This window comes from Halomonas sp. H10-9-1 (genome assembly GCF_040147005.1).
Classification (GTDB): domain Bacteria; phylum Pseudomonadota; class Gammaproteobacteria; order Pseudomonadales; family Halomonadaceae; genus Halomonas.
The window spans coordinates 1,785,776-1,810,850 of the sequence record NZ_JAMSHO010000001.1 but is presented as its reverse complement, the minus strand read 5'-3'; the positions used below and the strand labels follow the sequence as shown (position 1 = coordinate 1,810,850).

At 67.2% G+C, this 25,075-nt stretch carries 23 protein-coding genes; 12 read left to right on the top strand and 11 right to left on the bottom strand.

Annotated elements, in window-relative coordinates; all coding sequences use genetic code 11:
• The first annotated feature begins 44 nt into the window (after positions 1-44).
• From NFH66_RS08335 to NFH66_RS08320, 4 genes are all read left to right on the top strand, one after another.
• Positions 45-1,118: a microcin C ABC transporter permease YejB gene (locus NFH66_RS08335; RefSeq protein WP_232911160.1), complete on the top strand. Its 1,074-nt coding sequence runs from the start codon at positions 45-47 to the stop codon at positions 1,116-1,118.
• Positions 1,119-1,122: 4 nt separating this feature from the next.
• Complete coding sequence (locus tag NFH66_RS08330; protein WP_349609786.1) at positions 1,123-2,217, top strand: ABC transporter permease; 1,095 nt, start codon at positions 1,123-1,125, stop codon at positions 2,215-2,217.
• Entirely contained in the window at positions 2,210-3,796 is a 1,587-nt protein-coding gene (locus tag NFH66_RS08325) for an ABC transporter ATP-binding protein (RefSeq protein ID WP_349609784.1), read from the top strand. The genes NFH66_RS08330 and NFH66_RS08325 overlap by 8 nt, the downstream gene beginning before the upstream one ends.
• Before the next feature lie 322 nt (positions 3,797-4,118).
• A complete protein-coding gene (locus NFH66_RS08320; protein ID WP_349609783.1) occupies positions 4,119-5,651 on the top strand; it encodes a GGDEF domain-containing protein in 1,533 nt (510 codons plus the stop codon).
• Here NFH66_RS08320 and NFH66_RS08315 read toward each other — a convergent pair.
• Complete coding sequence (locus NFH66_RS08315; RefSeq protein ID WP_349609782.1) at positions 5,648-6,346, bottom strand: pseudouridine synthase; 699 nt, start codon at positions 6,344-6,346, stop codon at positions 5,648-5,650. The genes NFH66_RS08320 and NFH66_RS08315 overlap by 4 nt on opposite strands.
• Positions 6,346-7,161: an amidohydrolase gene (locus NFH66_RS08310; protein ID WP_349609780.1), complete on the bottom strand. Its 816-nt coding sequence runs from the start codon at positions 7,159-7,161 to the stop codon at positions 6,346-6,348. Before NFH66_RS08310 ends, NFH66_RS08315 begins: the two co-directional genes overlap by 1 nt.
• Before the next feature lie 130 nt (positions 7,162-7,291).
• Between NFH66_RS08310 and rarD the strand changes: the two genes are divergently transcribed.
• Complete coding sequence (gene rarD, locus NFH66_RS08305) at positions 7,292-8,215, top strand: EamA family transporter RarD (RefSeq protein WP_349609779.1); 924 nt, start codon at positions 7,292-7,294, stop codon at positions 8,213-8,215.
• 86 nt (positions 8,216-8,301) lie between these two features.
• Here rarD and NFH66_RS08300 read toward each other — a convergent pair whose 3' ends face one another.
• Complete coding sequence (locus tag NFH66_RS08300; RefSeq protein WP_349609778.1) at positions 8,302-9,576, bottom strand: O-acetylhomoserine aminocarboxypropyltransferase/cysteine synthase family protein; 1,275 nt, start codon at positions 9,574-9,576, stop codon at positions 8,302-8,304.
• Between the two features lie 160 nt (positions 9,577-9,736).
• On the opposite strand from NFH66_RS08300, the gene NFH66_RS08295 reads away from it, so the two are divergent.
• Together NFH66_RS08295 and csiR are read left to right on the top strand one after the other, a co-directional pair.
• Positions 9,737-11,470, top strand: a complete 1,734-nt coding sequence (locus NFH66_RS08295; protein WP_349609776.1) for a SulP family inorganic anion transporter — start codon at positions 9,737-9,739, stop codon at positions 11,468-11,470.
• A 122-nt stretch (positions 11,471-11,592) separates the two neighbouring features.
• Positions 11,593-12,297, top strand: a complete 705-nt coding sequence (gene csiR, locus NFH66_RS08290) for a DNA-binding transcriptional regulator CsiR (protein WP_502878645.1) — start codon at positions 11,593-11,595, stop codon at positions 12,295-12,297.
• A gap of 15 nt (positions 12,298-12,312) precedes the next feature.
• Here the strand turns inward: csiR and sugE are convergent, their stop codons facing one another.
• A complete protein-coding gene (gene sugE, locus NFH66_RS08285; RefSeq protein WP_349609775.1) occupies positions 12,313-12,633 on the bottom strand; it encodes a quaternary ammonium compound efflux SMR transporter SugE in 321 nt (106 codons plus the stop codon).
• Positions 12,634-12,797: 164 nt separating this feature from the next.
• On the opposite strand from sugE, the gene NFH66_RS08280 reads away from it, so the two are divergent.
• On the top strand, positions 12,798-13,010 hold the full coding sequence (locus NFH66_RS08280; RefSeq protein ID WP_349609773.1) for a YlcI/YnfO family protein: 213 nt from the start codon (positions 12,798-12,800) through the stop codon (positions 13,008-13,010).
• A gap of 6 nt (positions 13,011-13,016) precedes the next feature.
• On the opposite strand, the gene NFH66_RS08275 is transcribed toward NFH66_RS08280, so the two are convergent.
• From NFH66_RS08275 to NFH66_RS08265, 3 genes are read right to left on the bottom strand one after another with little or no spacing between them, the layout of a single operon-like run.
• Complete coding sequence (locus NFH66_RS08275) at positions 13,017-13,961, bottom strand: 5-oxoprolinase subunit C family protein (protein ID WP_349609772.1); 945 nt, start codon at positions 13,959-13,961, stop codon at positions 13,017-13,019.
• Positions 13,958-14,692 carry a 5-oxoprolinase subunit PxpB gene (gene pxpB / locus NFH66_RS08270; RefSeq protein WP_349609770.1) on the bottom strand — a complete coding sequence of 245 codons (735 nt, stop codon included), beginning with the start codon at positions 14,690-14,692 and terminating at the stop codon, positions 13,958-13,960. The genes NFH66_RS08275 and pxpB overlap by 4 nt, the downstream gene beginning before the upstream one ends.
• Complete coding sequence (locus NFH66_RS08265) at positions 14,689-15,450, bottom strand: 5-oxoprolinase subunit PxpA (RefSeq protein WP_349609768.1); 762 nt, start codon at positions 15,448-15,450, stop codon at positions 14,689-14,691. The genes pxpB and NFH66_RS08265 overlap by 4 nt, the downstream gene beginning before the upstream one ends.
• Positions 15,451-15,652: 202 nt before the next feature.
• Here NFH66_RS08265 and NFH66_RS08260 point away from each other — a divergent pair, with 202 nt between their 5' ends.
• The 4 genes from NFH66_RS08260 to NFH66_RS08245 all read left to right on the top strand — a co-directional run bounded on the left by NFH66_RS08260 (position 15,653) and on the right by NFH66_RS08245 (position 19,139).
• Positions 15,653-16,657, top strand: a complete 1,005-nt coding sequence (locus NFH66_RS08260) for a TRAP transporter substrate-binding protein (RefSeq protein WP_349609766.1) — start codon at positions 15,653-15,655, stop codon at positions 16,655-16,657.
• Positions 16,658-16,736: 79 nt separating this feature from the next.
• A complete protein-coding gene (locus NFH66_RS08255; protein ID WP_349609764.1) occupies positions 16,737-17,288 on the top strand; it encodes a TRAP transporter small permease in 552 nt (183 codons plus the stop codon).
• Positions 17,289-17,304: 16 nt separating this feature from the next.
• Positions 17,305-18,600: a TRAP transporter large permease gene (locus NFH66_RS08250; RefSeq protein WP_349609763.1), complete on the top strand. Its 1,296-nt coding sequence runs from the start codon at positions 17,305-17,307 to the stop codon at positions 18,598-18,600.
• Between the two features lie 2 nt (positions 18,601-18,602).
• The gene (locus NFH66_RS08245) at positions 18,603-19,139 is read left to right on the top strand and encodes a winged helix DNA-binding protein (RefSeq protein ID WP_349609762.1); all 537 of its coding nucleotides are present in this window, start codon (positions 18,603-18,605) and stop codon (positions 19,137-19,139) included.
• A gap of 89 nt (positions 19,140-19,228) precedes the next feature.
• On the opposite strand, the gene NFH66_RS08240 is transcribed toward NFH66_RS08245, so the two are convergent.
• The 4 genes from NFH66_RS08240 to NFH66_RS08225 are packed head-to-tail and all read right to left on the bottom strand — an operon-like array spanning position 19,229 to position 24,986.
• A complete protein-coding gene (locus tag NFH66_RS08240) occupies positions 19,229-21,061 on the bottom strand; it encodes a protein kinase domain-containing protein (RefSeq protein ID WP_349609761.1) in 1,833 nt (610 codons plus the stop codon).
• A gap of 5 nt (positions 21,062-21,066) precedes the next feature.
• Positions 21,067-22,746: a dihydrolipoyllysine-residue acetyltransferase gene (locus tag NFH66_RS08235; RefSeq protein ID WP_349609760.1), complete on the bottom strand. Its 1,680-nt coding sequence runs from the start codon at positions 22,744-22,746 to the stop codon at positions 21,067-21,069.
• A 37-nt stretch (positions 22,747-22,783) separates the two neighbouring features.
• Positions 22,784-23,761 carry an alpha-ketoacid dehydrogenase subunit beta gene (locus tag NFH66_RS08230; protein ID WP_349609759.1) on the bottom strand — a complete coding sequence of 326 codons (978 nt, stop codon included), beginning with the start codon at positions 23,759-23,761 and terminating at the stop codon, positions 22,784-22,786.
• Between the two features lies 1 nt (position 23,762).
• Positions 23,763-24,986, bottom strand: a complete 1,224-nt coding sequence (locus NFH66_RS08225; protein WP_349609758.1) for a thiamine pyrophosphate-dependent dehydrogenase E1 component subunit alpha — start codon at positions 24,984-24,986, stop codon at positions 23,763-23,765.
• Positions 24,987-25,075 lie beyond the last annotated feature (89 nt).

Sequence of the window (25,075 nt, the reverse complement as noted above, 5' to 3'; positions counted from 1 at the left end):
GGCATGTCGACCCGTGACAACCGCAACCGGGGAGGAGCGCGAACGTGAGCCGCTATGTCCTGCGTCGCCTGCTGCTGATGATCCCCACCCTGCTGGGCATCATGCTACTCAACTTCATCATCGTGCAGGCCGCCCCCGGCGGGCCCATCGACCAGATGCTGGCCCGCTTCGAAGGTGTCGACAGCATGTCCAGTACGCGCCTCGATACCGGCGGCGGCGAGGTGGTGGTTCAGGACGAGTCCCGCGGCGCCAGGGGCATCGATCCGCGCTTCATCGAGCAGCTCGAGGCGCAGTTCGGCTTCGACCAGCCGGCCCACGAGCGCTTCCTGGGCATGCTGGCCGACTACGCCACCTTCGACTTCGGGGTGAGCTTCTTCCGCGACCGACCGGTGATCGAGCTGATGATCGAACGCCTGCCGGTGTCGGTATCGCTGGGGCTCTGGACTACCCTGCTGGTCTACCTGATCTCCATCCCGCTGGGCATTCGCAAGGCGCTGCACCACGGCTCGCGCTTCGACGTCTGGACCTCGGGACTGGTGATCGTCGGCTACGCCATCCCCGGCTTCCTGTTCGCGATCCTGCTGATCGTGCTATTCGCCGGCGGCAGCTACTGGGACCTCTTCCCGCTGCGCGGGCTCACCTCGCCGAACTTCGACGAGCTCTCGGCCTGGGGCAAGGTCAAGGACTATGTCTGGCACATCACCCTGCCGGTGATCGCCATGACCATCGGCAGCTTTGCCACCCTGACCATGCTCACCAAGAACAGCTTCCTGGACGAGATCCACAAGCAGTATGTGCTCACCGCCCGGGCCAAGGGCGCCAGCGACCAGCGCGTGCTCTACGGCCACGTGTTCCGCAACGCCATGCTGATCATCATCGCCGGCCTGCCCGGCGCGCTGGTGTCGATCTTCTTCACCGGGTCACTGCTGATCGAGGTGATCTTCTCGCTGGAGGGGCTCGGCCTGCTCGGCTTCGAGGCAGTGATGCAGCGTGACTACCCGGTGATCTTCGGCACCCTCTATCTGTACACGCTGATCGGCCTGCTGCTGAAGCTGGTCTCCGATCTGACCTATGTGTGGGTGGACCCCCGCATCGACTTCGAGACACGGGAGTCCTGAGCCGATGGCCCATGCTGCAACGCCCCTGGCGCAACGCTTCTCGCCCATCACCCGGCGCCGCTTCGGCGTGTTCCGCGCCAATCGCCGCGCCTGGGTCTCGCTGTGGATCTTCGCCGCGCTGTTCGTGGTGAGCCTCGCCGCCGAGCTGATCGCCAATGACAAGCCGCTGGTGATGCAGTACCAGGGCGAGTGGTACGTGCCGCTGCTGGTGGACTACCCCGAGACCGAGTTCGGCGGCTTCCTGCCCACCACCGCCGACTATCACGACCCCTTCGTGCGCGCCCAGATCGAGGAGCACGGCTGGGCGCTGTGGCCACCGGTCCCGTTCTCCTACCAGACCCTGGACATGCAGATGATGCGCCCCTCACCGGCGCCGCCCGACACCCGCCACTGGCTGGGGACCGACGACCAGGGGCGCGATGTGCTGGCCCGGGTGATCTACGGCTTCCGCCTGTCGGTCGCCTTCGCCCTGGTGTTGACCGCCGGCTCGCTGGCCATGGGCGTGCTGGTGGGGGGCACCCAGGGCTACTTCGGCGGCAAGACCGACCTGATCGGCCAGCGCTTCACCGAGATCTGGCAGGGGCTACCGGTGCTCTTCCTGCTGATCATCCTGGCCAGCTTCGTGCAGCCCGGCTTCTGGTGGCTGCTGGGGATCATGCTGCTGTTCTCCTGGCTGGGCCTGGTCGACGTGGTGCGCGCCGAGTTCCTGCGCGCACGCAACCTGGAGTATGTACGCGCCGCCCGGGCCATGGGGCTGACGCCGCGGCTGATCATGTGGCGCCACGTGCTGCCCAACGCCATGGTCGCCACCCTGACCTTCATTCCCTTCCTGTTCACCGGCGCCATCACCACCCTCACCGCGCTGGACTTCCTGGGCTTCGGGCTGCCACCGGGCTCGCCGTCGCTGGGCGAGCTGGTCGCCCAGGGCAAGAACAACCTGCACGCCCCCTGGCTCGGCATCACCGCCTTTGTCAGCCTGTCGTTGATGCTGTCACTGCTGGTATTTATCGGCGAGGGGCTGCGCGACGCCTTCGACCCCCGCCATATCCAGCACGCCACCCCGGCCCCGGCCGTCGAGAGGAGCCCCGCCGATGCCTGACCTGCTGCGTCTCGAGGAGCTCTCCGTCGCCTTCGATGGCGTCACCGTGGTGGATCGGCTCAGCCTCAGCGTCGGGCGCGGCGAGACCCTGGCCCTGGTAGGCGAGTCCGGCTCCGGCAAGTCCGTGTCGGCACTGGGGGCCATGAACTTGCTGCCGGGCAATGCCAGCGTCAGCGGCGGTCGAACCCTGGTCGACACCGACCTCGCGCGCCTGCGCCACCGCGACTGGCAAGGCCTGCGCGGCGGCCGGGTGGGCTTCGTGTTCCAGGAGCCGATGACCTCGCTCAACCCCCTGCACACCGTGGGCAAGCAGATCGGCGAGACCCTGCGCCTGCACCAGGGGCTCTCCGGCCGCGCGGCACGTACCCGGGTGATCGAACTGTTGTCCCAGGTGAAGTTGCCGCGTGCCGAGGAGCTGGTCGACGCCTGGCCCCACCAGCTCTCTGGCGGCCAGCGCCAGCGGGTGATGATCGCCATGGCGATTGCCAACAACCCCGAGCTGCTGATCGCCGACGAGCCCACCACCGCGCTGGACGTCACCGTGCAGCAGGAGATCCTCGCCCTGCTCGCCGAGCTGCGCGACCACCACGGCATGGGCATGCTGTTTATCACCCACGACCTCAACCTGGTGCGCCGGCATGCCGACCGGGTCTGCGTGCTCTTCCAGGGGCGCGAGCAGGAGACGGGGCCGGTGGAGCGCGTCTTCACCTCCCCCCAGAGCGCCTACACCCGTACCCTGCTTGAGGCCGAACCCGAGGGTCGCCCCGTGCCGGCCGGCACGGGGCGACCGCTGCTGCGCGCCGAACGCCTGGGCGTGCGCTTCCAGCGCCCCAAGAAGCTTTTCATGCCGCGTCCGCCCGCCTTCGAGGCGGTGCGGCCACTGTCGCTGACCCTCGATCGCGGCGAGACCCTGGGCATCGTCGGCGAGTCGGGTTCCGGCAAGACCACCCTGGCCATGGCGCTGCTGCGCCTGGTGGAGAGTCACGGCGAGATCCACCTCGATGGCACCCGCCTGGATGGCCTCTCCGGCAGCGCCTTGCGACGCATGCGCCAGCGCGTGCAGATCGTCTTCCAGGACCCCTACGGCTCGCTCTCCCCGCGCCTGCCGGTCGCCGATATCGTCAGCGAGGGGTTACGCTTCCACCACCCCGAGCTGGCACACTCCGAGGTGCGCCGCCGGGTGGCCGATACCCTGCGCGAAGTGGGCCTGCCGGCCGACTGCGCCGACCGCTATCCCCACGAGTTCTCCGGCGGCCAGCGCCAGCGCATCGCCGTGGCGCGGGCGATCATCCTCGAGCCCGCCCTGCTGGTGCTCGACGAGCCCACCTCGGCACTCGACCGCACCGTGCAGAAGCAGCTGGTCTACCTGCTGCGCGACCTCCAGGCACGCCACGGCATGAGCTACCTCTTCATCAGCCATGACCTGGCCGTGGTACGCGCCATGGCCCACCGCATCATGGTGCTCAAGGAGGGCGAGATGATCGAGGAGGGAGAGTGCCTCGAGGTACTGGCCAACCCGCGCAGCGACTATACCCGGGCCCTGGTCAAGGCCGCCGGCCTGGCACCCGGCATACGTTGATGTCCCCCTCCATTCGAACAGGGCTACGGTCCGTTCCCTGGCCTATACTCGCGCATCCTTCTCACCAATGGGTGTCCGATGCGCCCCTTGATCCTGGCTGTCACCGTATTGCTGGGCCTGCTGCTATCCGGTGCACTGCTTGCCGCCACGGCGCCGCCCAGGGACCTGGCCGGCTGGGAGTGGCGCTGGGGAGACTCTCCTCGGGATGCCTCGGGCTCCCCCGCCTGGCTGGATGACGCCGGCAGCAACGAATGGCAGGCCATCGACTTTCCCTCCAACCCCCCCAGGCCGTGCCGGCCAGGAGCACCTGTGGTTACGCACGGTGCTTCTCGCAGGGGAGTGGCGCGACCCGGTGATCTACATCTACAGCATCGACCTGATCGCCCAGTTCTTCCTGGACGGGGAGCCGCTCTACCAGTACGGCGAGTTCGACGAGCAGGGCCGCGGCCGCTTTGCCGGCTGGCCCTGGCACATGCTCGAGTTACCGGAGGACTTCGCCGGCAAGACGCTTCACGTCAGGGCCTTCTCCGACTACACCGATATCGGCCTGTGGGGCGAGGTTAGGGTCACGGATCGCCTGGATGTGCTGACGCTGATCGTGCAGCGCTCCTGGGACGATGTGGTGATCAGCGCCTTCTCGCTACTCCTGGCCCTGCTCGCCGGCAGCTTCGCGCTCATCGGGGCGCAACGCCAGAGCCTGGGGGCCGTGGCCCTCTTCTCGCTGGCGGCCAGTACCATGATCCTCGCCGAGACCCAATTCAGCCAGCTGCTCATCGACCGGGCGCTGCTGTGGGACAGCCTGGCCGCCGCCGGCTACTTCACGCTGCCGGTGGGCATGGGGCTGCTGCTGACGCACTGGCTCTCGGGAACACCACGACGCTTCATGGGCATGCTGTGGCGACTGCATCTGGTCTATCTTGTCGCCGCACTGGGGCTCAGCCAGTTGGGCCTGGTGATCGTGGCCAGCACCTTTCCTCCCTTCGACCTGATGCTGTCGATCACCCTGCCGCTGATGCTGGCCCTGGCCGCCTGGCACTTCCGTCGCCTGGAAACCGAGCAGCGCTGGATCATCGGCAGCTTCGCGTTGATGGCGGGGCTGCTGATGGCGGACATGGCGGTTGCCCATGGCCTGCTGGATTGGCGCAAGGTGCCGGTCAGCCTGGGGTTGCTGGCCTTCTCGCTGGCCATCGTGGGGGTATCGCTGTGGCACTACCGCCGCACCCAGCGCCAGCTATCGCGCCTCAATCGGCGCCTCGAGGAGCAGGTACGCGAGCGCACCGCCAAGCTCGACTGCCTGGTACGCAAGCTCGAAGGCTTCTCCTACGAGGACCCGCTCACCGGGCTCAAGAATCGCCGCTACTTCGACGAGCTGATGCAACACGAGGCGAGTCGCGCCGACCGCGAAGGGGCGCCGCTGTCGCTGATCATGATCGATCTGGATCACTTCAAGCAGATCAACGACCAGTATGGCCACGAGGCGGGAGACAGCGTGCTGATGGCGGTGGCCGGGCTACTGCAGAGCCACTTCCGCAATGCCGATGTGGTATGCCGGCTGGGCGGCGAGGAGTTCGTGGCGCTGCTGCCCGGCGCCACTACCGAGCGCGCCGAGACTCGCGCCCGGGAGCTCGTCACCCGGGCCAGCGAGCTCGTGCTGCGCCACGGGAACATCCCCCTGCCCAATATCACGCTGTCATGCGGCGTGGCGACCTACCCCTGCCATGCCCGGGAACCCATCGCCCTGCTGGGGCTCGCCGACAAGGCGCTCTATCAGGCCAAGTACCAAGGGCGCAATCGCAGCGCCACCTGGTCTGCGCTCACCGCCGATACCCTGCCGCCAGCAACCACCGCCGGCTAGAAGGCCGCGACCTCCTCCACGCTCAGCTCGCGCCACTCCCCCTCGGCCAACTCGCCCAGCGACAGCGGGCCGATGGACTCACGGTGCAGGGCCACGACGAGATGGCCGATGGCCGCGAACATCCGCTTCACCTGGTGATACTTGCCCTCGAAGAGGGTCAGCTCGGCGACGGTCGGCTCGCGCATGGCGAGCTCGGCCGGGCGAGTGGGCTTCTCCTCGCCGTCGAGCAGCAGCCCCTCGGCGAAGCGCGCGACAGCGTCATCGAGGGCGCTCCCCTCCAGCGGGTCGGCCAGGGTCACCCGGTAGACCTTGCCGCAGCGACGCTTGGGCGAGGTGACCCGATGCGACCACTGGCCATCATCGCTCAGCAGCACCAGTCCGGTGGTATCCACATCCAGGCGCCCCACCGTCTGCAGGCGCTCGATCATGGGCAGCTCGATCAGGTCGATGGCCCGCGGATAGAGGCTGCGCCGTGCGCTACACTCCACACCGCCCGGCTTGTGCAGCATCACGTAGCGCAGCCCCACCAGGGCGAGTGGCCGGCCATTCCAGGTCACCCGGCTGGACTCGCCCAACTGGGTGGCCGGGTTCTTGATGACCTCGCCATCGACGCTGACCTCGCCGCGATGCATCGCCTTCTTGGCCAGGCTGCGGGTGAGCTCGGTGGACTCGCTCAGGAAACGGTCGAGGCGCATCAGTTGCCCACCCCATCCGCCAGGCGGAAATGGTCGGCATCGCGCCAGGCGGGAAACTTTTCACGAAACGCCTGCAACTCCTCGAGAGAGAGGCTGGCGGTCCTGACGAAGGCCACACCCTCGGGCTCGTCGATCAGCGCCTCTCCCTTGGCATCGACCAGCATCGAGTCGCCGGCATAGGGCAACCCCTTGGCATCCTCGCCGACGCGATTCACGCCGATCACCGGGCACAGGTTCTCGATGGCCCGGGCCTGCAGCAGCACTCGCCAGGGGTGGCGCCGCGGCGCGGGCCAGTTGGCTACGCACAGCAGGGCGTCATACTCGAAGTGCTCGCTCGGGTCGGGCTGCTGACGCAGCCACACCGGAAAGCGCAGGTCGTAGCAGACACTGAGCAGAATGCGAAAGCCCTTGAGCTCGACGATCACTCGCTCGTGTCCCATGGCATAGCGCTCGTGCTCGCCGGCCATGCGGAAGAGATGGCGCTTGTCGTAGGTGGCGATGGAGCCGTCGGGCCGCGCCCACACCAGGCGGTTGAAGTAATTGCCATGCTCGACGATCGCCACACTGCCGGTGACCACGCAGCCGCGTTGCCAGGCCTGCTCACGCAGCCAGGCCACGGTCGCGCTCTCCACCATGGGCTCGGCCATCTCGCGGGAGTTCATGGTGAAGCCGGTGGCGAACATCTCCGGCAACACGATCAGGTCGGTCTGGTCGCCGCCGAGACCGCCCAGGGTCTCCTCCAGCATCCGGCAGTTGGCCGCCGGCTCCTCCCAGCGCAGGTCACACTGCACCAGGGTCGTTCTCAACTCGCTCATCTTTCTTCCCCTTGCGGTGAGGATGTTGGCGCCCAGACTACCCCAGAGTGGCAACCAGCGTCAGCCGGCGCCATGGAATGGCACCCAATAGCCTGCTAAGTTGACAGATTGTTTCGCCACGAGACCCCCAATGACCACCACCACCTCCCCCCCTGCCGATCGCGAGGCCCGCCAGGGCGTCATGTTCGGGCTGGCCGCCTACGGCATGTGGGGCTGCTTCCCGCTGTTCTTCGCCCTCTTCGAGGGAGTGCCCGCCTTCGAGATCCTGATCCACCGGGTACTGTGGTCCTGCCTGTTCCTGGTCGGACTCGTGACCCTGCTCGGGCGCTGGGCGCCGATCCGCCAGGCCCTGGGCCAGCCCCGCCGCCTGGGCCGGGTGCTGGGCTGTGCCTTGCTGATCGCCCTGAACTGGGGGCTCTACATCTACGCGGTGGAGACCCGCCACGTGCTCCAGGCGAGCCTCGGCTACTTCATGACCCCGCTGGTCAACGTGGCCCTCGGGATGCTGGTGCTGCGCGAGACCATACACCGACTGCAGGCGGCGGCGGTGGCACTGGCCGCGCTGGCGATCGTCATGCAATTGGTGATGCTGGGCCAGCTCCCCTGGATCAGCCTGGCATTGGCCTTCTCCTTCGGCACCTACGGCCTGTTGCGCAAGCAGGTGCCGCTGGACGGCCTCTCGGGCCTGTTCGTGGAAACCCTGCTGCTGCTGCCGCTGGGGCTGATCGCCCTGGGCTGGCTGAGCCACCTGGAGCTCTCCCACTTCCTGGGCGATACACGCACCACCCTGCTGCTGATCGCCAGCGGGGTGATCACCGCCCTGCCGCTGCTCGCCTTCGCTGGGGCCGCCCGGCGGCTGCGCCTGGCGACCCTGGGCTTTCTGATGTACATCAACCCCACCATCCAGTTTCTGATCGCCCTGCTGGCATTCGGCGAGCCGCTCTCGGGCGTTCAGCTGGCTACCTTCGTGCTGATCTGGACGGGGCTCGCCCTCTACTCCTGGTCGGCATGGCAGAGCCGGCCGCGAGAGGTCACGCAGCCGGCAAGGCAATAAACTGCATGGGAGGGCTTCGCCCTCCAGTCGCGATGCGGAGCATCCCTCCTACTGCAGCCGTCGGAGCATCGGTCCTACAGGGGATCTCAAGCCTGGCTCGCCGCCAGCGCCTGGTCGAGGTCGGCGATGATGTCGTCGACATGCTCGATGCCGATGGAGAGCCGCACCATGTCCGCGGTCACGCCCGCCTTGGCCAGCTCCTCGTCATTGAGCTGGCGGTGGGTGGTGGCCGCCGGGATCGACGAGCAGGTCTTGGCGTCACCGATATTGACCAGGCGCAGCACCAGCCCCAGGGCGTCGTAGAAGCGCGCGCCGGCCTCGCGGCCGCCCTTGATGCCGAAGCTGAGGATGCCCGAGGCGCGCCCGCCCATGTACTTCTGCGCCAGGGCGTGGTCCTTGTGATCCTCGAGACCCGCATACTGCACCCAGGTCACGGCGGCGTGGCCCTGCAGGTACTCGGCGATACGCTGGGCGTTGTCGCAGATGCGCTCGATGCGCAGCCCCAGGGTCTCGAGGCCCTGCAGCAGCTGCCAGGCCGCCTGGGCGGAGAGCGCGGCCCCCATGTTGCGCAACGGGACGACACGGGCGCGCCCGATAAAGGCCGCCTCGCCCAGATCACGGGTATAGCAGACGCCGTGGTAGGAGACATCCGGCTGGTTGAGCAGGGGGAAGCGCTCGGCGTTGTCGGCCCAGGGGAACTTGCCGGAGTCGACGATCACCCCACCCACGGTGGTGCCGTGCCCACCGATATACTTGGTGGCCGAGTGGATGACGATATCGGCGCCATGCTCGATGGGCCGCCACAGGAAGGGGGTGGGCACGGTATTGTCGACGATCACCGGCACGCCGTGGCGATGGGCGACCTCGGCCAGTGCCTCCATGTCGACCACCCCACCGGAGGGGTTGCCGACGCTTTCGCAGAACACCGCCTTGGTACGCTCGTCGATCAGCCCCTCGAGGCCGGCGAGGTCCGCCTTGTCGGCGAAGCGCACCTCGATGCCCTGGCGCGGCAGGGTATGGGCGAAGAGATTGTAGGTACCGCCGTAGAGCTCGCTGATCGAGACGATATTGTCCCCCGTCTCGGCGATGGTCTGGATGGCGTAAGTGATCGCCGCCATGCCCGAGGCCACCGCCAGGCCGGCGATGCCGCCCTCCAGCGCCGCGACCCGCTGCTCGAGCACGCCGCAGGTGGGGTTCATGATCCGCGAGTAGATATTGCCCTCGACCTTGAGGTCGAACAGATCCGCGGCGTGCTGGGCACTGTCGAAGGAAAACGAGGTGGTCTGATGGATCGGCACCGCCACGGCGTGCTGGTCGTCGGGGGCGTAGCCGTGATGGAGAGCGATGGTTTCGGGCTTCATGGCGTGTCCTTGCATGTTGTGAGGGGCGTGTATGGGTCTTGTCGTGGCCAACACAGGCCTGGCCGGCAAGCCTGTTTCATTCGATGCTAACCAACCCTGAACGCGAGCACTAATATCGTTTAGGCTAATGGCTTATTTCCCCAAGCCGAGCAAGGACAGGATGCTCAAGCGCCATCTGCCGATACTGACCTGGCTGCCCCACTATAATCGACGCCTGTTGGGAGCCGACCTGCTGGCCGGCGTGATCGTCACCGTGATGGTGATCCCCCAGTCGCTGGCCTATGCCCTGCTCGCCGGGCTGCCCGCCGTGGTGGGGCTCTACGCCAGCCTGCTGCCGGCCGGGCTCTATGCCCTGCTCGGCACCAGCCGCACCCTGGCGATCGGCCCGGTGGCAATCATCGCGCTGATGACCGGCGCGGCGCTGTCCAATGTGGCCACGCCGGGCAGCGAGGCCTATGTACAAGCGGCGCTGGTGCTGTCGCTGCTCTCCGGTGCGATGCTGGTCGCCATGGGCCTGCTGCGCCTGGGCTTCTTCGCCAACTTCTTGAGCCACCCGGTGATCGCCGGCTTCCTCTCATCCTCCGCGGTGTTGATCGCCATCGGCCAGACGGCCCACCTGGCCGGGATCTCGGCCAGCGGCTACAACGCCCTCGACCTGCTGGCCAGCATCGCCGGGCAGCTCCATCGGCTGCACTGGCCCACCCTGGCGATCGGCCTGGGCACCCTGCTGTTGCTGATCGCCAGTCGCCGCCATGCCAGCCGCCTGCTGACGCGACTGGGGCTCGCCGCCTCCACCGCCGGCCTGGTGGCGCGCAGCGGCCCGGTGCTGGCGGTGGTCGCCACCACCCTGCTCAGTTGGCACCTGGGGCTCGCCGAACGCGGCGTCGCCGTGGTCGGGGCCATTCCCGCCGGGCTGCCGCCGCTGACCCTGCCGAGCCTGGATCTCACCCTGTGGCGCGTCTTGCTGATTCCGGCCCTGCTGATCAGTGTGGTGGGCTTCGTGGAGTCGATCTCCATGGCCCAGATGCTCGCCGCCAAGCGCCGCCAACGGATATCCCCCAACCAGGAACTGGTCGGCCTGGGTGGCGCCAACCTGGCCGCGGCCTTCACCGCCGGCATGCCGGTCACCGGCGGACTGTCGCGCACCGTGATCAATGACGAGGCGGGGGCCCAGACACCGCTGGCCGGGCTCTTCGCGGCCCTGGGCATCGGCCTTGCGACACTGCTGTTCACGCCGCTGCTGCACCACCTGCCCATCGCCACCCTGGCCGCCACCATCACCGTGGCGATTCTCACCCTGGTCGATATCCCGCTGATTCGCCAGACCTGGCGCTACTCACGCAGCGACTTCTCGGCCATGGCGGTGACCATCCTGCTGACGCTGGCGGAGGGGGTCGAGGCCGGCATCATCAGCGGCGTGGTGCTCTCCATCGGTCTCTTCCTGTATCGCACCAGCCGCCCCCACAGCGCCGTGGTGGGACGTATTCCCGGCACCGAGCACTTCCGCAGCATGCGGCGTCACGAGGTCGAGACGCTGACCGATGTCGCCTTCCTGCGCATCGACGAGAGCCTCTACTTCGCCAATGCCCGTTACCTTGAGGACACGGTGCTGCAGATGGTGGCCCGCCAACCCGGCCTGGAACACGTGGTGCTGATCTGCTCGGCGGTCAACCTGATCGACGCCTCGGCGCTGGAGAGCCTGGATGCCATCAACGAGCGCCTGCACGAGGCACAAGTCACGCTGCACCTGGCCGAGGTCAAGGGCCCGGTGATGGACCGCCTGAAGCGCAGCGACTTCCTGGATGACCTGACCGGCCGGGTATTTCTCAGCACTTATGCGGCCTGGCAGGCGCTCAAGCCCAGCCCGGTGGAAGTGGACGGCGGCGAAGAGTGATTCTGGCGCGGGCGCAAGCCCCTGGCCTGGAGCGGGGAGTCACGGGCGGAACGGTGAGAGGCATTACCGGGAGTACCGATATTCGGCTATCATGTCAGGCACACGGACAAAATGACGACATCATGGATACCATGCCCCTCGATATCCCGGCGGCCCGCGAGAATCTCGGGATCAGTGCCTACCACCACCTGAAGAAGGACATCATCCGCAGCGTCTTCAAGCCCGGCGAGAAACTGCTGATGAGCCGGCTCAAGGAGCGCTACGACCTGGGCGTCGGCCCCCTGCGCGAGGCGCTCTCCCAGCTGGTAGCGGAGCGCCTGGTGGTGGCCATCAGCCAGCGCGGCTTCCGGGTGGCACCGATGTCGATGGCCGAGCTGGCCGATCTCTACGACGCCCGGGCCCAGCTCGAGGGGCTCCTGCTCGGGCTGGCCATCGAGCGTGGCGACGACAGTTGGGAGGCCGAGATCCTGGCTCGCGCCCACACTCTCGCCAAGGTGATGGAGGTCAACACCCCCGAGGAGCTGCTCGACGTCTGGGACACCCGCCACCAGGCGTTCCACAGCGCCATCGTCAGCGGCTGCCAGTCATCACACCTGCTGCAGATCCGCCAGAGCCTGTTCGACCAGGTGGAGCGCTATCGCCACCTCTGGCTGCGCGAGACAGTGCTCTCCGAGGCGGCCCTGGAGCGCAAGCGCCGCGAGCACGCCGCGCTGGTCGAGGTGATCCTGGCCCGCGACAGCGAACGCGCCACCGCCATGATGCGCGAGCACCTGATGACGCCGGTGCCGATCATCAGCGAGGCGATGCGCCAGCAGGGGCTGACATGATCAACTGTGCAGGCTTTACCCCGCCAGCTTGAGACCCACCAGCCCCACCAGCACCAGTGCGAGGCTGGCCAGGCGCAGCGGAGAGGCACTGTCTCCGTAGATCAGGATGCCGAGCAGCACGCTACCCACTGCCCCGATGCCGACCCACACCGCATAGGCGGTGCCCAGCGGCAGTGTCTTCATGGCCTGGGCCAGCAGATAGAAGCTCACCAGCATGGTGGTCACGGTGAACAGGCTCGGCCACCACCGGGTGAAGCCCTGCGAGGCCTTGAGCCCCACTGCCCAGGCCACCTCCAGCAGCCCCGCCGCGACCAGCATCGTCCAGGCAAATCCCATCGTCGTTCTTCCTATCCCGGCGAGGCCGTCCCCGCAACGTGGAAGGCAAGCCGGGTCGTCCCGGTGCCACACTCCTTAAAATCTGTCATGGTAGCGACATGAAGGCCTGCAAGGATGGCCAATGTCGGGTAACACGGCAAGCCTCTAATAATGGAGAACGTGACATGCCTCATCTACTGCGACTCCCGCGTGAACTGGATGAACGTCTCGAGCACCTCGTCCAGACCACCGGCCTGAGCAAGACGCTACTTATCGAACGCTGCCTGGAAAGAGGCGTCGCGGCACTCGAGGCCGAGCTGCTGATGGAGGGAGGCCAGGCTTCCCGGGCGCCCACCAGCATCGACCAGCTGCTGCGCGAGAGCGGCCTGGGCGCCTGAGGGCGTTCAGCCGGCCACGGCGTCGCGGAAGCGGCGTTGCCCGGAAAGCGCGCGCTCCAGCGTGGTGGCGGCCAGGCGCACCTCCTGGCCCGGCAGACACTGGGCCAGGCGCGATGCCGACAGCGGTGTCAGCGCTCCCAGCCGCGGATAGCCGCCGATGGTCTGACGGTCGTTGAGCAGCGCGATGGGCTGCCCGTCGGGGGGCACCTGCACCGCCCCCAGTCCGATCCCTTCCGAGATCAACGAACCGATCCGGCACGCCAGCTTCGGTCCAGTCAGGCGCACCCCCATGCGATCGGCACGATCATCCACCCGCCAGGGACGGTTGAAGGCGGCGAACAGGCTGTCACCGGTAAAATCCGCCACCTGGGCACCCGGCAGCAACGCCAGCGTTGCCGGCGAGGCATAGTCCGGGCATTCCGCCGCGGGTAACCCCTTTTCCTGGACGCGTCGACCAGCATCGGCGGTCACCGCCAGACGGTCACCGTCCGCGAGCTTGCCGCCACTTCCATCGAAACCGCCCAGCCCCTCACGCACCACGCAGCTCACGCTGCCCAGCACCGGCTCGGCCTGGAAGCCCCCTGCCACGGCCAGATAGGCCCTCAGGCCGTTGCGCGGCGCAGCGAATGCCAGGGCCTGGCCTTCCCGCAGGCTTACCGGCTGCCACAGGGGAAGAGGCCTCCCCTCCAGGGTGGCACTCAGGTCGCCCCCCGCCACCGCGATCGTCAGATCACGCTCGGCAACCAGCTTGAGACCGCCGAAGGTGATCTCCAGCGCCGGGGTGCCCCAGGCATTGTCGACCAGGCGGTTGGCCCAGGCCCAGCCGTGCAGGTCGGCCGGCCCGCCCTGGGTCACGCCAAGGCGGCGCACTCCGAACCGACCAGCGTCCTGCAACAGGGCCAGAGGGCCGGCACGTTCGACGCGAAGCCCGATAACGGTATATTTACTCATGCCCGCCCCTCCACCGGCGTCGCATCGCCGCCCTGGCGCTCAAAAGTGGCCAGGTCCACCGGCACGAAGCGCACCCGGTCGCCCACCTTGAGCAGGCTGAAGCCCTCACGGTGGCGATCGAACAGGCGTGCCGAGGTGCGTCCCAGCAGGTTCCAGCCCCCCGGTGACACCGCCGGATAGGCGGCGGTCTGCCGGCCGGCGATGGCCACGCTGTTGACCGGCACCCTCTGGCGCGGCGTGTCGAGCCTGGGCGTCTCGAGGCGCTCATCGAGCAGCCCCATGAAGGCGAAACCGGGCGCGAAGCCCAACGCGAAGACGCGATACTCCCGGCCGGCATGACGATCAATCACCTCCTCCACGCGCATGCCCGTATGCAGGGCGATGCGTTCGAGATCCGGCCCCACGCTGGGGTCGTACCAGGTGGGCAGTTCACGCACCTCTCCGGCCGCGGCCGCCTCCCCCGGCTCGAGATCCACCAGCAGTGCCGCCAGGCGTTGCCTCGCCGAGGCAGGCGCGAGCCGAAGTGGATCAAACACCACCAGCAGGGTGGTGTAGGACGGCACCAGGTCGACCAGCGCTGCACCGAACTCGACCTCGCAGCGGCGTCCCAGCGCGCCCAGCCAGGCCAGGTTCTGCTCATCGATTCGCTCGAAGAGCCGCACCATCCAGCCATCCAGGCCGGCCGACTCGATGCGTGGCAGGCGCGCCTCACGGCCCATCCCGCGGCTCATGCCTCGGCCCCGAGCCGGTTCAGGGCCTCGCGTATCGCCTTCACCGCGGCGATGGACTCGGGATTATCGCCATGCACGCAGAGGGTATCGGCGGCCAGTATCAGTTCACTGCCGTCGCTGGCGACAAGTGGCTTGCCGCTGGCAATGCGTACCGCCTGATCGACAATCACCTCACAGTCGTGGTGCACCGCCCCCAGTTCGCGGCGGGAGACCAGCCTGCCCTCGCTGTCGTAGGCGCGGTCGGCGAAGGCCTCGAACCACAGGGTGATGCCCTGTGCCTCGGCCAGTTCACGCACCGCCCGGGTGTCCCGGGTGGCCATGGTCATCAGCGGCAGGTCGGGGTCGAAGGCGAGTATCGCCCTCATCACTGCGCCCATGAGCTCGGGGTCGCGTGCCATGTCGTTATAGAGAGCGCCATGGGGCTTCACATAATTCACCGATACGCCCTCGGCTCGACACAGCCCGTAGAGCGCACCCAGTTGATAGAGCACCAGGTTCTCCACCTCCTCCGTCGAACAGGCCATGGAGCGGCGGCCAAAGCCCACCATGTCCGGGTAGGCGGGATGCGCGCCTACCCGGACCCCATGCTTGGCGGCCAGGCGAACCGTCATACGAATCACGTCGGGATCCGAGGCGTGAAAGCCGCAGGCCACGTTGGCCAGGTCGACGTGGGGCATCACCTCGTGATCCATCCCCATCACCCAGGGGCCGAAGCTCTCGCCCATGTCGGCATTGAGCAGCAAGGGACGTAACCGCATAGGAGCCTCCTGATCGAAAACAATACAGTGAATTTATCAACGTTTTGCTGATAACACATCATCCATTCGTCTAGATATCGTTGACTCACCAAACGGCCAGCGCCTAACCTCACGGCCTTCCACCCACTACACTCTGAAAGCGTAGTCGGTGACATCTGCCATGCGAGCTGCACAACAACGATCATTACACGAGGACATCTCGATGCCTGTTATCCAATCCCGGTTTCCCCACCTGGCCACCGCTGCGGCCCTCGGCGTCAGCCTGGCCACCCTGAGCACCACTGCCCAGGCGACCACCGAGTGGGACATGCCCACCCCCTATGGGGATCGCACCTTCCACACCGTGAACATCCGCGAGTTCGCCGACGACGTGCGCGAGGCCACCGACGGCGAACTGGATATCACCGTGCACTCCAACGGATCGCTGATCGGCCATGCCGAGATCAAGAACTCCGTGCGCCGCGGCATCGTGCCCATGGGCGAGCTGATCATGTCCCGACTGGCCAACGAGAACCCCATCTTCGAGGTGGACTCGGTGCCCTACCTGGCCGCCAGCTATGAAGAGGCCTGGGATCTGTGGGAGGCCTCGCGGGAGATCATCGCCGAGGAGCTCGAGCAGCAGGGCCTGCGCCTGCTGTTTGCCGTGCCGTGGCCGCCTCAGGGGATCTACACCAACACGGCCATCGAGAGCGGCGACGACCTCAAGAACCTGAGCATGCGTGCCTACAACACCGCCAGCGAGCGCATCGCCCAGCTCACCGGCGCGGTGCCCACCCAGGTGGAGGTTCCCGACATCCCCACCGCCTTCAGCACCGGTCGCGTCGAGGCCATGATCACCTCGCCGGCCACCGGCGCCGACACCAAGGCCTGGGACTACCTGAGCCACTTCAACCACGCCCAGCTGTGGCTGCCCAAGAACATGATCATCGTCAGCGAGAAGGCCTTCTCGCGCCTGGATGAGGCCACCCGGCAGGCACTGCTCGACGCCGCCGCCGAGGCCGAGACCCGCGGCTGGGAGATGAGCCGCCAGGAGACCGACGACGCCCTCGCGGTGCTCGAGGAGAATGGCATCGTGGTCGACGAGCCCAGCGAGGCACTGGCCGCAAAGCTCAAGGAAGTGGGTGAGACCATGACCCAGGAGTGGGTCGAAAGCGCCGGCGAGCAGGGTCAGGCGATCCTCGAGGCCTACCAGAGCGCCAGGGAGTAACCCCGCCCCGACCGCCCCGGGCCAGCGTCCGGGGCGGTCCTGAGCCTTTCACGGCTGAACCGTCCATTGGATAACACCCATGACCTATCGACTACGTTCACTTTACAACCTGGGCGGTTATCTGGCCGCCGCCTGCCTGACGTTGATCTGCCTGCTGATCAGCGCCCAGATCGTGGGTCGCATCATCGACAAGATCGCTACCGCCATCGGTGGCGACCGCATCGGCCTGGCGATTCCCGGCCTCTCCGAGATCTCCGGTTTCCTGCTGGTCGGCGCCAGCTTCCTGGGACTCGCCTATACCTTCGTGCACGGCGGCCATATCCGCGTCACCCTGCTGATCGGCCGCCTGCCCCCGGCAGTGCGTGCCTGGGTCGAGGTCTTCTGTCTCTCCGTCGCCCTGGCCCTTGCGCTCTACCTGGCCTGGAACCTCTACTGGCTGCTCGACGACAGCATCGCCTTCAACGAGACCTCCTACGGGCTACTGCGCATTCCGCTCTGGATCCCCCAGTCGGCGATGCTCGCCGGCGTGGTGATCTTCTGCCTGTCCCTGATCGAATGCCTCTTCCAGACCTTGACCGCCGCCGTGCGCGCGCCACACGACTTCACCATCGACGACAGCGGCCACGAGTGAGCCCCGGAGACACCCTATGCTTATCATGATGCTGGTCCTCTTCGGCGCCCTGCTGCTGCTGCTCGGCAGCGGCGTGTGGGTAGGCTTCTCGCTACTCGCCCTGGGCTGGCTGGGCCTTTCCCAGTTCACCTCGATCCCCACCGGCGATGTCATGGCCTCGGATATCTGGGGCTCCAGCTACAGCTGGGAGCTGACCGCCCTGCCGATGTTCATCTGGATGGGCGAGATCCTGTTCCGCTCGCGCCTGGCCGATGACATGTTCACCGGCCTGTCGCCCTGGATGCAGCGCATCCCCGGCCGCCTGCTGCATACCAACGTGGTGGGCTGCGGACTGTTCGCCGCCGTTTCGGGCTCCTCGGCGGCCACCTGCGCCACCATGGGCAAGATGACCATTCCCGAACTGACCCGCCGCGGCTACGACGAGAGCCTGATCATCGGCACCCTGGCCGGCTCCGCCACCCTGGGGCTGCTGATTCCGCCGTCGATCATCCTGATCGTGTTCGGCGTGGCCACCGACCAGTCCATCTCGCGCCTGTTCATGGCCGGTATCCTGCCTGGCCTGATGCTGATCTCGCTGTTCGGCCTCTACCTGATGCTGTGGTCCTGGCGCTATCCGGATCGCGTCCCGCCCGCCGAGGAGAGCCTGCCACTGGCCGAGAAGCTGCGCCGCGCACGCCGCCTGATTCCCATGCTGGCGCTGATCGTCGGCGTCATCGGCTCCATCTACACCGGCCTGGCCTCCCCCACCGAGGCGGCCGCCGTGGGTGTCGTACTCTCGCTGATCCTGGCCCGCGTACAGGGCAACATGAACCGCACCACCTTCCGCGATGCCCTGCTCGGCGCGGTGCGTACCTCGACCATGATCGCCTTCATCCTCGCCGGCGCCTCGTTCCTGACTGCTGCCATGGGCTTCACCGGCCTGCCCAGCGACCTGGCTGCCTGGATCGGCACCATGGACCTGTCGCCCTGGATGCTGCTGGCCGCCCTGACCCTCTTCTTCGTCCTGCTGGGCTGCTTCCTCGACGGTATCTCGGTGGTAGTGCTGACCACCTCGATCATGTTGCCCATGGTGGAAGCGGCGGGTATCGACTTGATATGGTTCGGCATCTTCCTGGTGATCGTGGTGGAGATGTCACAGATCACGCCGCCGGTGGGCTTCAATCTGTTCGTGCTCCAGGGCATGACCGGCCGCAACATCCTCTCCATCGCCTGGGCCGCCATGCCGTTCTTCTTCCTGATGATGCTCGGGGTCGTGCTGATCAGCCTGTTCCCTGCCATCGTCACCTATCTGCCCAGCGCCATGAGCCACTAGCCATGTCATCATCTTCCACCGCCTCACCGAAGGGCCGCACCAGCGGCCCCATCGTCTCCTCGGAGCATCTCTCGCATCGGGCCCAGGAGCAGTCGGAGTTCGAGTTCGGGCTGATCATCGCCTCCCACGCCTTTACTCGCTGGATGGTGCGCTGCATGACCGCCGCCGGCTACCCGGAGCTGGGGCCGCTGGACGTGCTGGTCCTGCACAGCGTCAACCATCGCAAGCGCGCCAAGCGTCTCTCGGACATCTGTCTGGTACTTAATGTCGAGGACAGCCATACCGTGACCTACGCGCTCAAGAAGCTCGCCAAGCTCGACCTGGTTCACGGCGAGAAGCACGGCAAGGAGACCTTCTTCAGGACCACCGATGTCGGGCGCAGCACCTGCCAGCGCTATGCCGAGATTCGCGAGGATTGCCTGATCGAGTCGCTCTCCTCGCTGGGTATCGAACCCGAGGAGACCAGCCGGCTGGCCGGCATGCTGCGCGCGATGTCGGGGCTCTACGACCAGGCCGCCCGAGCGGCGGCGTCCCTATAGCCCCCTGCTCGCCCGAGGCCTTCCGGCGCCTTGCGCGATGATTTTCGCCATGCGGGCAGCGCCACCTTCACGGCATCCGCGACCTTGCATCAGTCGGGCGAGTCCAGGAGCTGGCGCGGGTTGCGCGGGTAGAACCGCTCGGGCTGACGCTCCACGTGCGGGAAGAAGCGGGTGTCCTTGTAGGGCATCTTCATGAAGCCGGAGACGCCGAGTCCCTCGATCAGCCCCACGGCAGCGAGGATCTCCTCCAGCCGGGCGCGGAACTCGGCTTCCCGGGAGGAGTCCAGCAGGCGGTAGTAGCTGTGGATCTTGAGGTGCGCCGGCAGCGCCTCGAAGATGATCATGCCGGTGTGGTGGATATCGTTGAGGGCCTCCAGAGAGGTGATGATCGCCTCGGGCAACACCAGAAACTCCTCGGGGTCGGGACCATCCTCGAAGTAGCTATGCAGCCGCGTGCGGTCCTCCAGCTCCGGCACCGCGCTGACCTCATAGTGCAGCCGCATGTCCGGCTTGATCACGAATGGCTGCTCCGGCCCCTCGCGCTCCAGGTGCAGGGTGTCGCGGGCATTGAACAGGCAGCTCTTGAAGATTCCCTGGCGATAGATGGCCCGGGCCAGGTTGACCATGTTGTTGACCGCGGCGATGAAGGCCGGCTTCAGCGCCGGATCGTGCAGGTTCAGGGTGGTATCGATATATACCCCGTCGCTCTCCCAGCGTACCGCCAGCCCCCCCACCACCGGGTACCGGCCGAGTCGACTCACCGCGGCGAGGAACGCCTTCTCGGTCTCCCCCATGCCCTGCATGAAGTTCTTGTAGTAGCGGTCGAGTTGCACGTCATTGACGTCGTTGAGGGTCTCGGGGGCGCCCTCCTCGCGCAGGAAGGCCTTGCGCGAGCTGTACACCACGGTATCGATCTCGCGGCTGGCGGGGCGTCCCCATACCGGCACCAGTGCCACCTCGGCCGCCTCGGGAAGGTCGATCATCACCGTGCGTGCCAGGCGCGGCATCTCGCGGATGAAGTGGTCGCCGGCCTTCGCGCGCAGGCGCGGGTCGGGATCCAGCATGCCGTCGAGCATGCGCGCGAACTCCACCGGCAGCCCCAGCGAGGTGGCCGGAATGGCGTGATGGCCGAAACGGCAGGATTGCGCCGAGGCCAGCGCATAGAGGGCACCGGCGGCCCCCTGCTCGTCGAAACGCGGCGAGGAGAGCGCACCATTGAGCTGCTCCTCGCCGATGAAATAGACATCCCCCAGTCGGGCGTTGGTCTGCTGCAGGTTGTCGGACATCAGCTCCATGACGTTGGCGGCCACGAACTGCTGGTTGGCGTCGAGCTGCGCGAACACCGAGGAGCCCCAGTCGATCAGGGCGATGCTCTCGTCGCGGCCATCGAAGACCAGGTTGGAGGGCTTGATATCACCATGCACGATGGGCTTGCCGGCGGGCCCCGCCTCGCGCCGCAGGGCGCGCAGGATATCGGCGATCTGGTCGGCGATGCGCACGATCAGCCGCGGCGACAGGCGCCCCTCGCGCAGGGAGACCTCCTCGAGGTTCAACCCCGGCGCTCGCTGCATCACCAGGATCGACTGGTGGCGCACCCGCTGATAGGCGATCAGCCGCGGTACCCGCGGATGATCGACCTGCTCCAGCATGAAGGCCTCCTCCTCGAGGCGGTCCTGCAGGTGCTGGGGCAGGTTGATCCGGGTGAACTTGAAGACGTATTCGTCCCCCAGGGCGGTGACGCCGGCGAAGACGAACCCATAGGCACCCTTGCCGACCAGCTCGATATTCCGGTAGCCGAGCTGCTCCAGCTGCTCCTGGCAGAGCGCCACCCACGCCTTGAGCTTGCGGGCGTCGTCCTGGCTGAGCAGGTAGATCGACTGCTCTTCGGGAATATAGAACTGCTGCAAGGGCGCCTGGGGCATGGCCATCAGCTCAAGTTCAGCAGCATCGTCTCGGGCGCTTCCAGATAACCCTTCCAGGCGTTGCAGAACCGCGCGATGGTCCCGCCGTCGATGACCCGATGATCGCCCGCCCAGGTCACCGTCATGATCGCCCGCTTGACCACCCGATCCTCGGCATCGAAGCGCGGCAGCCATTGGGTCTTGCCGATGGCGACAATGGCCAGCTCCGGGGCGTTGATGATCGGGGCTGCATAGGTACCGCCCAGGGCGCCGATATTGGAGATGCTGATGGTGCCCCCCTTGAGATCCTCCTGGGCCACCTTGCCGGCTCGCGCCGCCTCGGTCAGCCGCGCCACCTCTCCGGCGATGCCCAGCAGGGAGAGGCGCTCCACCCCCTTGACGTTGGGCACCAGCAGGCCCGCACGGCTATCCACCGCCATGCCGACGTTGACCGAGGACAGGTAGTGGATCTCGTCGACCGCCTCGTTGAGGCGCGCATTGAGGATCGGCGCCTCGCGCACCGCCAGCGCCATCGCCTTCATGAAGAAGGGCATCAGCGTCAGGCGCACGCCCTCGGCCCGGGGCTTGAGCCGCTCGCGCAGCGCCAGCAGCTCGGTGACATCGATCTCCTCGCCATACTGGAAGTGGGGAATGGTGCTGGCCGCCTCCACCATGCGCCGAGCCATCACCGCGCGCACCCCGCGCAGCGGCTCCACACGCACCTCCTCCTCGGGGCGAGGCGCCGCCACGGGCCCGCTCGCCTCGCGCTCCTCGGCGGGCCTGCCGCGGGACGGCTGTGCCTCGCCCTGCGCGAGCTTGCCTTTCTCAAGATAGCGCTGCACATCCTCCTTGAGCACGCGCCCCTGCTTGCCACTGCCGGGCACATGCTCCACGGCCAGGCCGTGCTCGCGCAGCAGGCGGCGTACCGCGGGGGCCGCCGGAATCCGGCCATAGGGGCCGCGCCCCTGCGCCTCAGGGGACTCCGTGGTGGCCGGCGCAGAGGACTCGACCCGGCGAGTGGCCGCCGCGGTGGGGGTCGCCTGGTCTTTCGCCGCCGGTGCGGAATCGGCAGCCGCCTGGTCATCGGCACCCTCCGGCACATAGGCGAACAGCGGCGCATGGACCCGGGCGACCTCGCCCTGGGCGACATGCAGGTGGTGCACCACCCCCGCCTCGGGGGCGGTGATCTCCACCAGCGCCTTGTCGGTCATCACGTCGACTAGCGGCTGGTCCTCCTCGATCCGCTCGCCCTCGGCGACGCGCCACTCCACCACCTCGCACTCGACGATGCCCTCGCCGATATCGGGCAGGATAAAGTCCTTCGCCGACGCCTCGCCCGGCTCGCCGTCGCGTTCCGGCTCGCCGTCGCGTTCCGGCTCGGCGGCGCTGGGCGCCGGGGCCGCCGACGAGGCCGCGGATGCCGGCCGGGCCTCGGGCGCCGGGCGGTCAGCCGGCTCGTCGCCCGCGGTGTCCTCGGCCTCATAGGCGAAGAGCGGGGCGTGGACCTTGGCGATGTCGCCCTGGGCCACATAGAGGCGGGTGACACGCCCCGGCTCGGGCGCGGTGATCTCCACCAGCGCCTTGTCGGTCATCACCTCGACCACCGGCTGGTCCTCCTCGATCACGTCGCCCTCGGCGACGCGCCACTCCACTACTTCGCACTCCACGATACCTTCGCCGATATCGGGCAGCATGAAATCGCTCATCTCGTCGTCTCCTCGACTGGTCGCTTCCGATATCGGATCAGAAGGCCACGCTGGCCTTGATCGCTTCGAACACCTTGAGGTGGTCCGGCAGGTACTCCTTCTCCAGGGTCAGCGGGAAGGGCGTATCCAGGCCGGTCACCCGGGCGATGGGCGACTCCAGGTAGAGGAAGCAGCGCTCCTGCACGGTAGCGGCGATCTCGCCGGCGAAGCCGCCGGTCAGCGGCGCCTCGTGGGTGATCACCAGCCGCCCGGTCTTGAGCACCGACTCCACCACGCTCTCCTCGTCCCAGGGCAGGATGGAGCGCAGGTCGATCACCTCGCAGGAGATGCCCTCCTTCTCGGCCAGCTCCACGGCGCGCTCGATCACCTCCATCTGCGCGCCCCAGCCGAGTACGGTGACGTCGGTACCCTCGCGGGTCACCTCCGCCTCGCCGATGGGCAGCTGGTAATCCTCCTCGGGCACCTCGCCGATGGCGGCGCGATAGAGCCGCTTGGGCTCGAAGAACAGCACCGGGTCCGGGTCGCGGATCGCCGCCAGCAGCAGCCCCTTGGCCTGGTAGGGGTTGCGCGGCACCACGATCTTGAGCCCCGGGGTATGGGCGAAGTAGGCCTCCGGCGACTGGGAGTGGTAGAGCCCGCCCGAGATGCCGCCGCCATAGGGGGTGCGGATGGTCAGGCCGCCGACGTTGAACAGGTCACCCGAGCGGTAGCGGAACTTGGCGGTCTCGTTGACGATCTGGTCGAAGGCCGGAAAGATGTAGTCGGCGAACTGGATCTCCGCCACCGGCACCGAGCCCTGGGCGGCCAGGCCATTGGCGAAGCCGAGGATCCCCTGCTCCACCAGCGGCGTGTTGAAGCAGCGCGCACGGCCGTATTTCTCCTGCAGGTTGCTGGTGGCGCGGAAGACACCGCCGAAGATGCCGACGTCCTCGCCGAAGCAGAGCACCTTGTCATCCTCGGCCATGGCGATATCCAGGGCATTGTTGATCGCCTGCAACATGTTCATGGTCGGCATCTCACTCCCCTCCTTGGACGTCTGGGTTGCTGGCGTCATCGCGGACCTTCACGTCCGGGTCCAGGGAGCGCGCCCCCTTCGGGTAGCTCTCGGGATACTGGCGGATATGGGTCTTGAGGCGGTCGAGCTGGCGCTGCAACGCCGGGGTGACGTCGGCATAGACATCGCTGACCAGGCTATCCAGTGGGGGCGGCGGACGCTTTTCGGCGCGCTTCATGGTCTCGAGCACCTCGCGACGGAGCGCCTCCTGCAGCGCCTTCTCCTCGTCATCGTTCCACCAGCCCTGCGCAATCAGCCAGTGCTGCATGCGCAGAATGGGATCCTTCTCGCGCCAGGCCTCTTCCTCCTTCTTCGAGCGGTAGCCCGAGGGGTCGTCCGAGGAGGAGTGGGCCGCCAGGCGGTAGCTCATCGCCTCGATCAGCACCGGCTTGTTGTGCTCCACGGCGATGCGCCGCGCCTCGCGGGTCGCCGACAGCACCGCCAGGATGTCGTTGCCATCGACGCGGATCACGTGCATGCGGTAGCCGAAGGCACGCGGCGCCACGCCATCGGCGGCGAACTGCTCGATGGAGGGGGTAGAGATCGCATAGCCGTTGTTACGGCAGAAGAAGATCACCGGGACCTCATGCACCGCCGCCATGTTCAGGGCGGCGTGGAAGTCGCCCTCGGAGGCGGCGCCCTCGCCGAAGAAGCACAGCGTGCAATAGCCCTCGCCGGCGAGCTTCTGGCCATAGGCGTAGCCGGCGGCCTGGGGGATCTGGGTGGCCAGCGGCGAGGAGATGGTCATGTAGTGCAGCTTGCGCGAGCCGTAGTGGATCGGCATCTGGCGACCCTTGCCGTAGTCGAGCTCGTTGCCGAACAGCTGGTTCATGAACTCGTCGTAGCTGAAACCACGGTAGACCAGGGCTCCCTGCTCGCGGTACTGGGCCATGATCATGTCGGCATCGTCGAGCGCCGCCGCCGCCCCCACCACGGCGGCCTCCTCGCCGGTGCACTGCATGTAGAAGGAGAGCCGCCCCTGGCGCTGGGCCGCCATCATGCGCTCGTCGAGCACCCGGGTGGCCACCATGGTGTGATAGATCTTCAACGCCTGGTCACGCTCGAGCTCGGGCGCCTCGGCGCCCTCGAAGAGGGTGCCGTCCTGCTGGAGCAGGCGGAAGGTGGGAATGGAGAACTCATCGCCGCTTAAGAACTGCGGCGAATGGATATCTTGTGTCGTTGTCATCTTGGCATCCTCTACCCCTTTTGAGGGCAGTGTTGTCGCTTGTCACGTCCCTTGCCAGGAGGATCGCTCCCGAGGGGTCAACCCAGCCC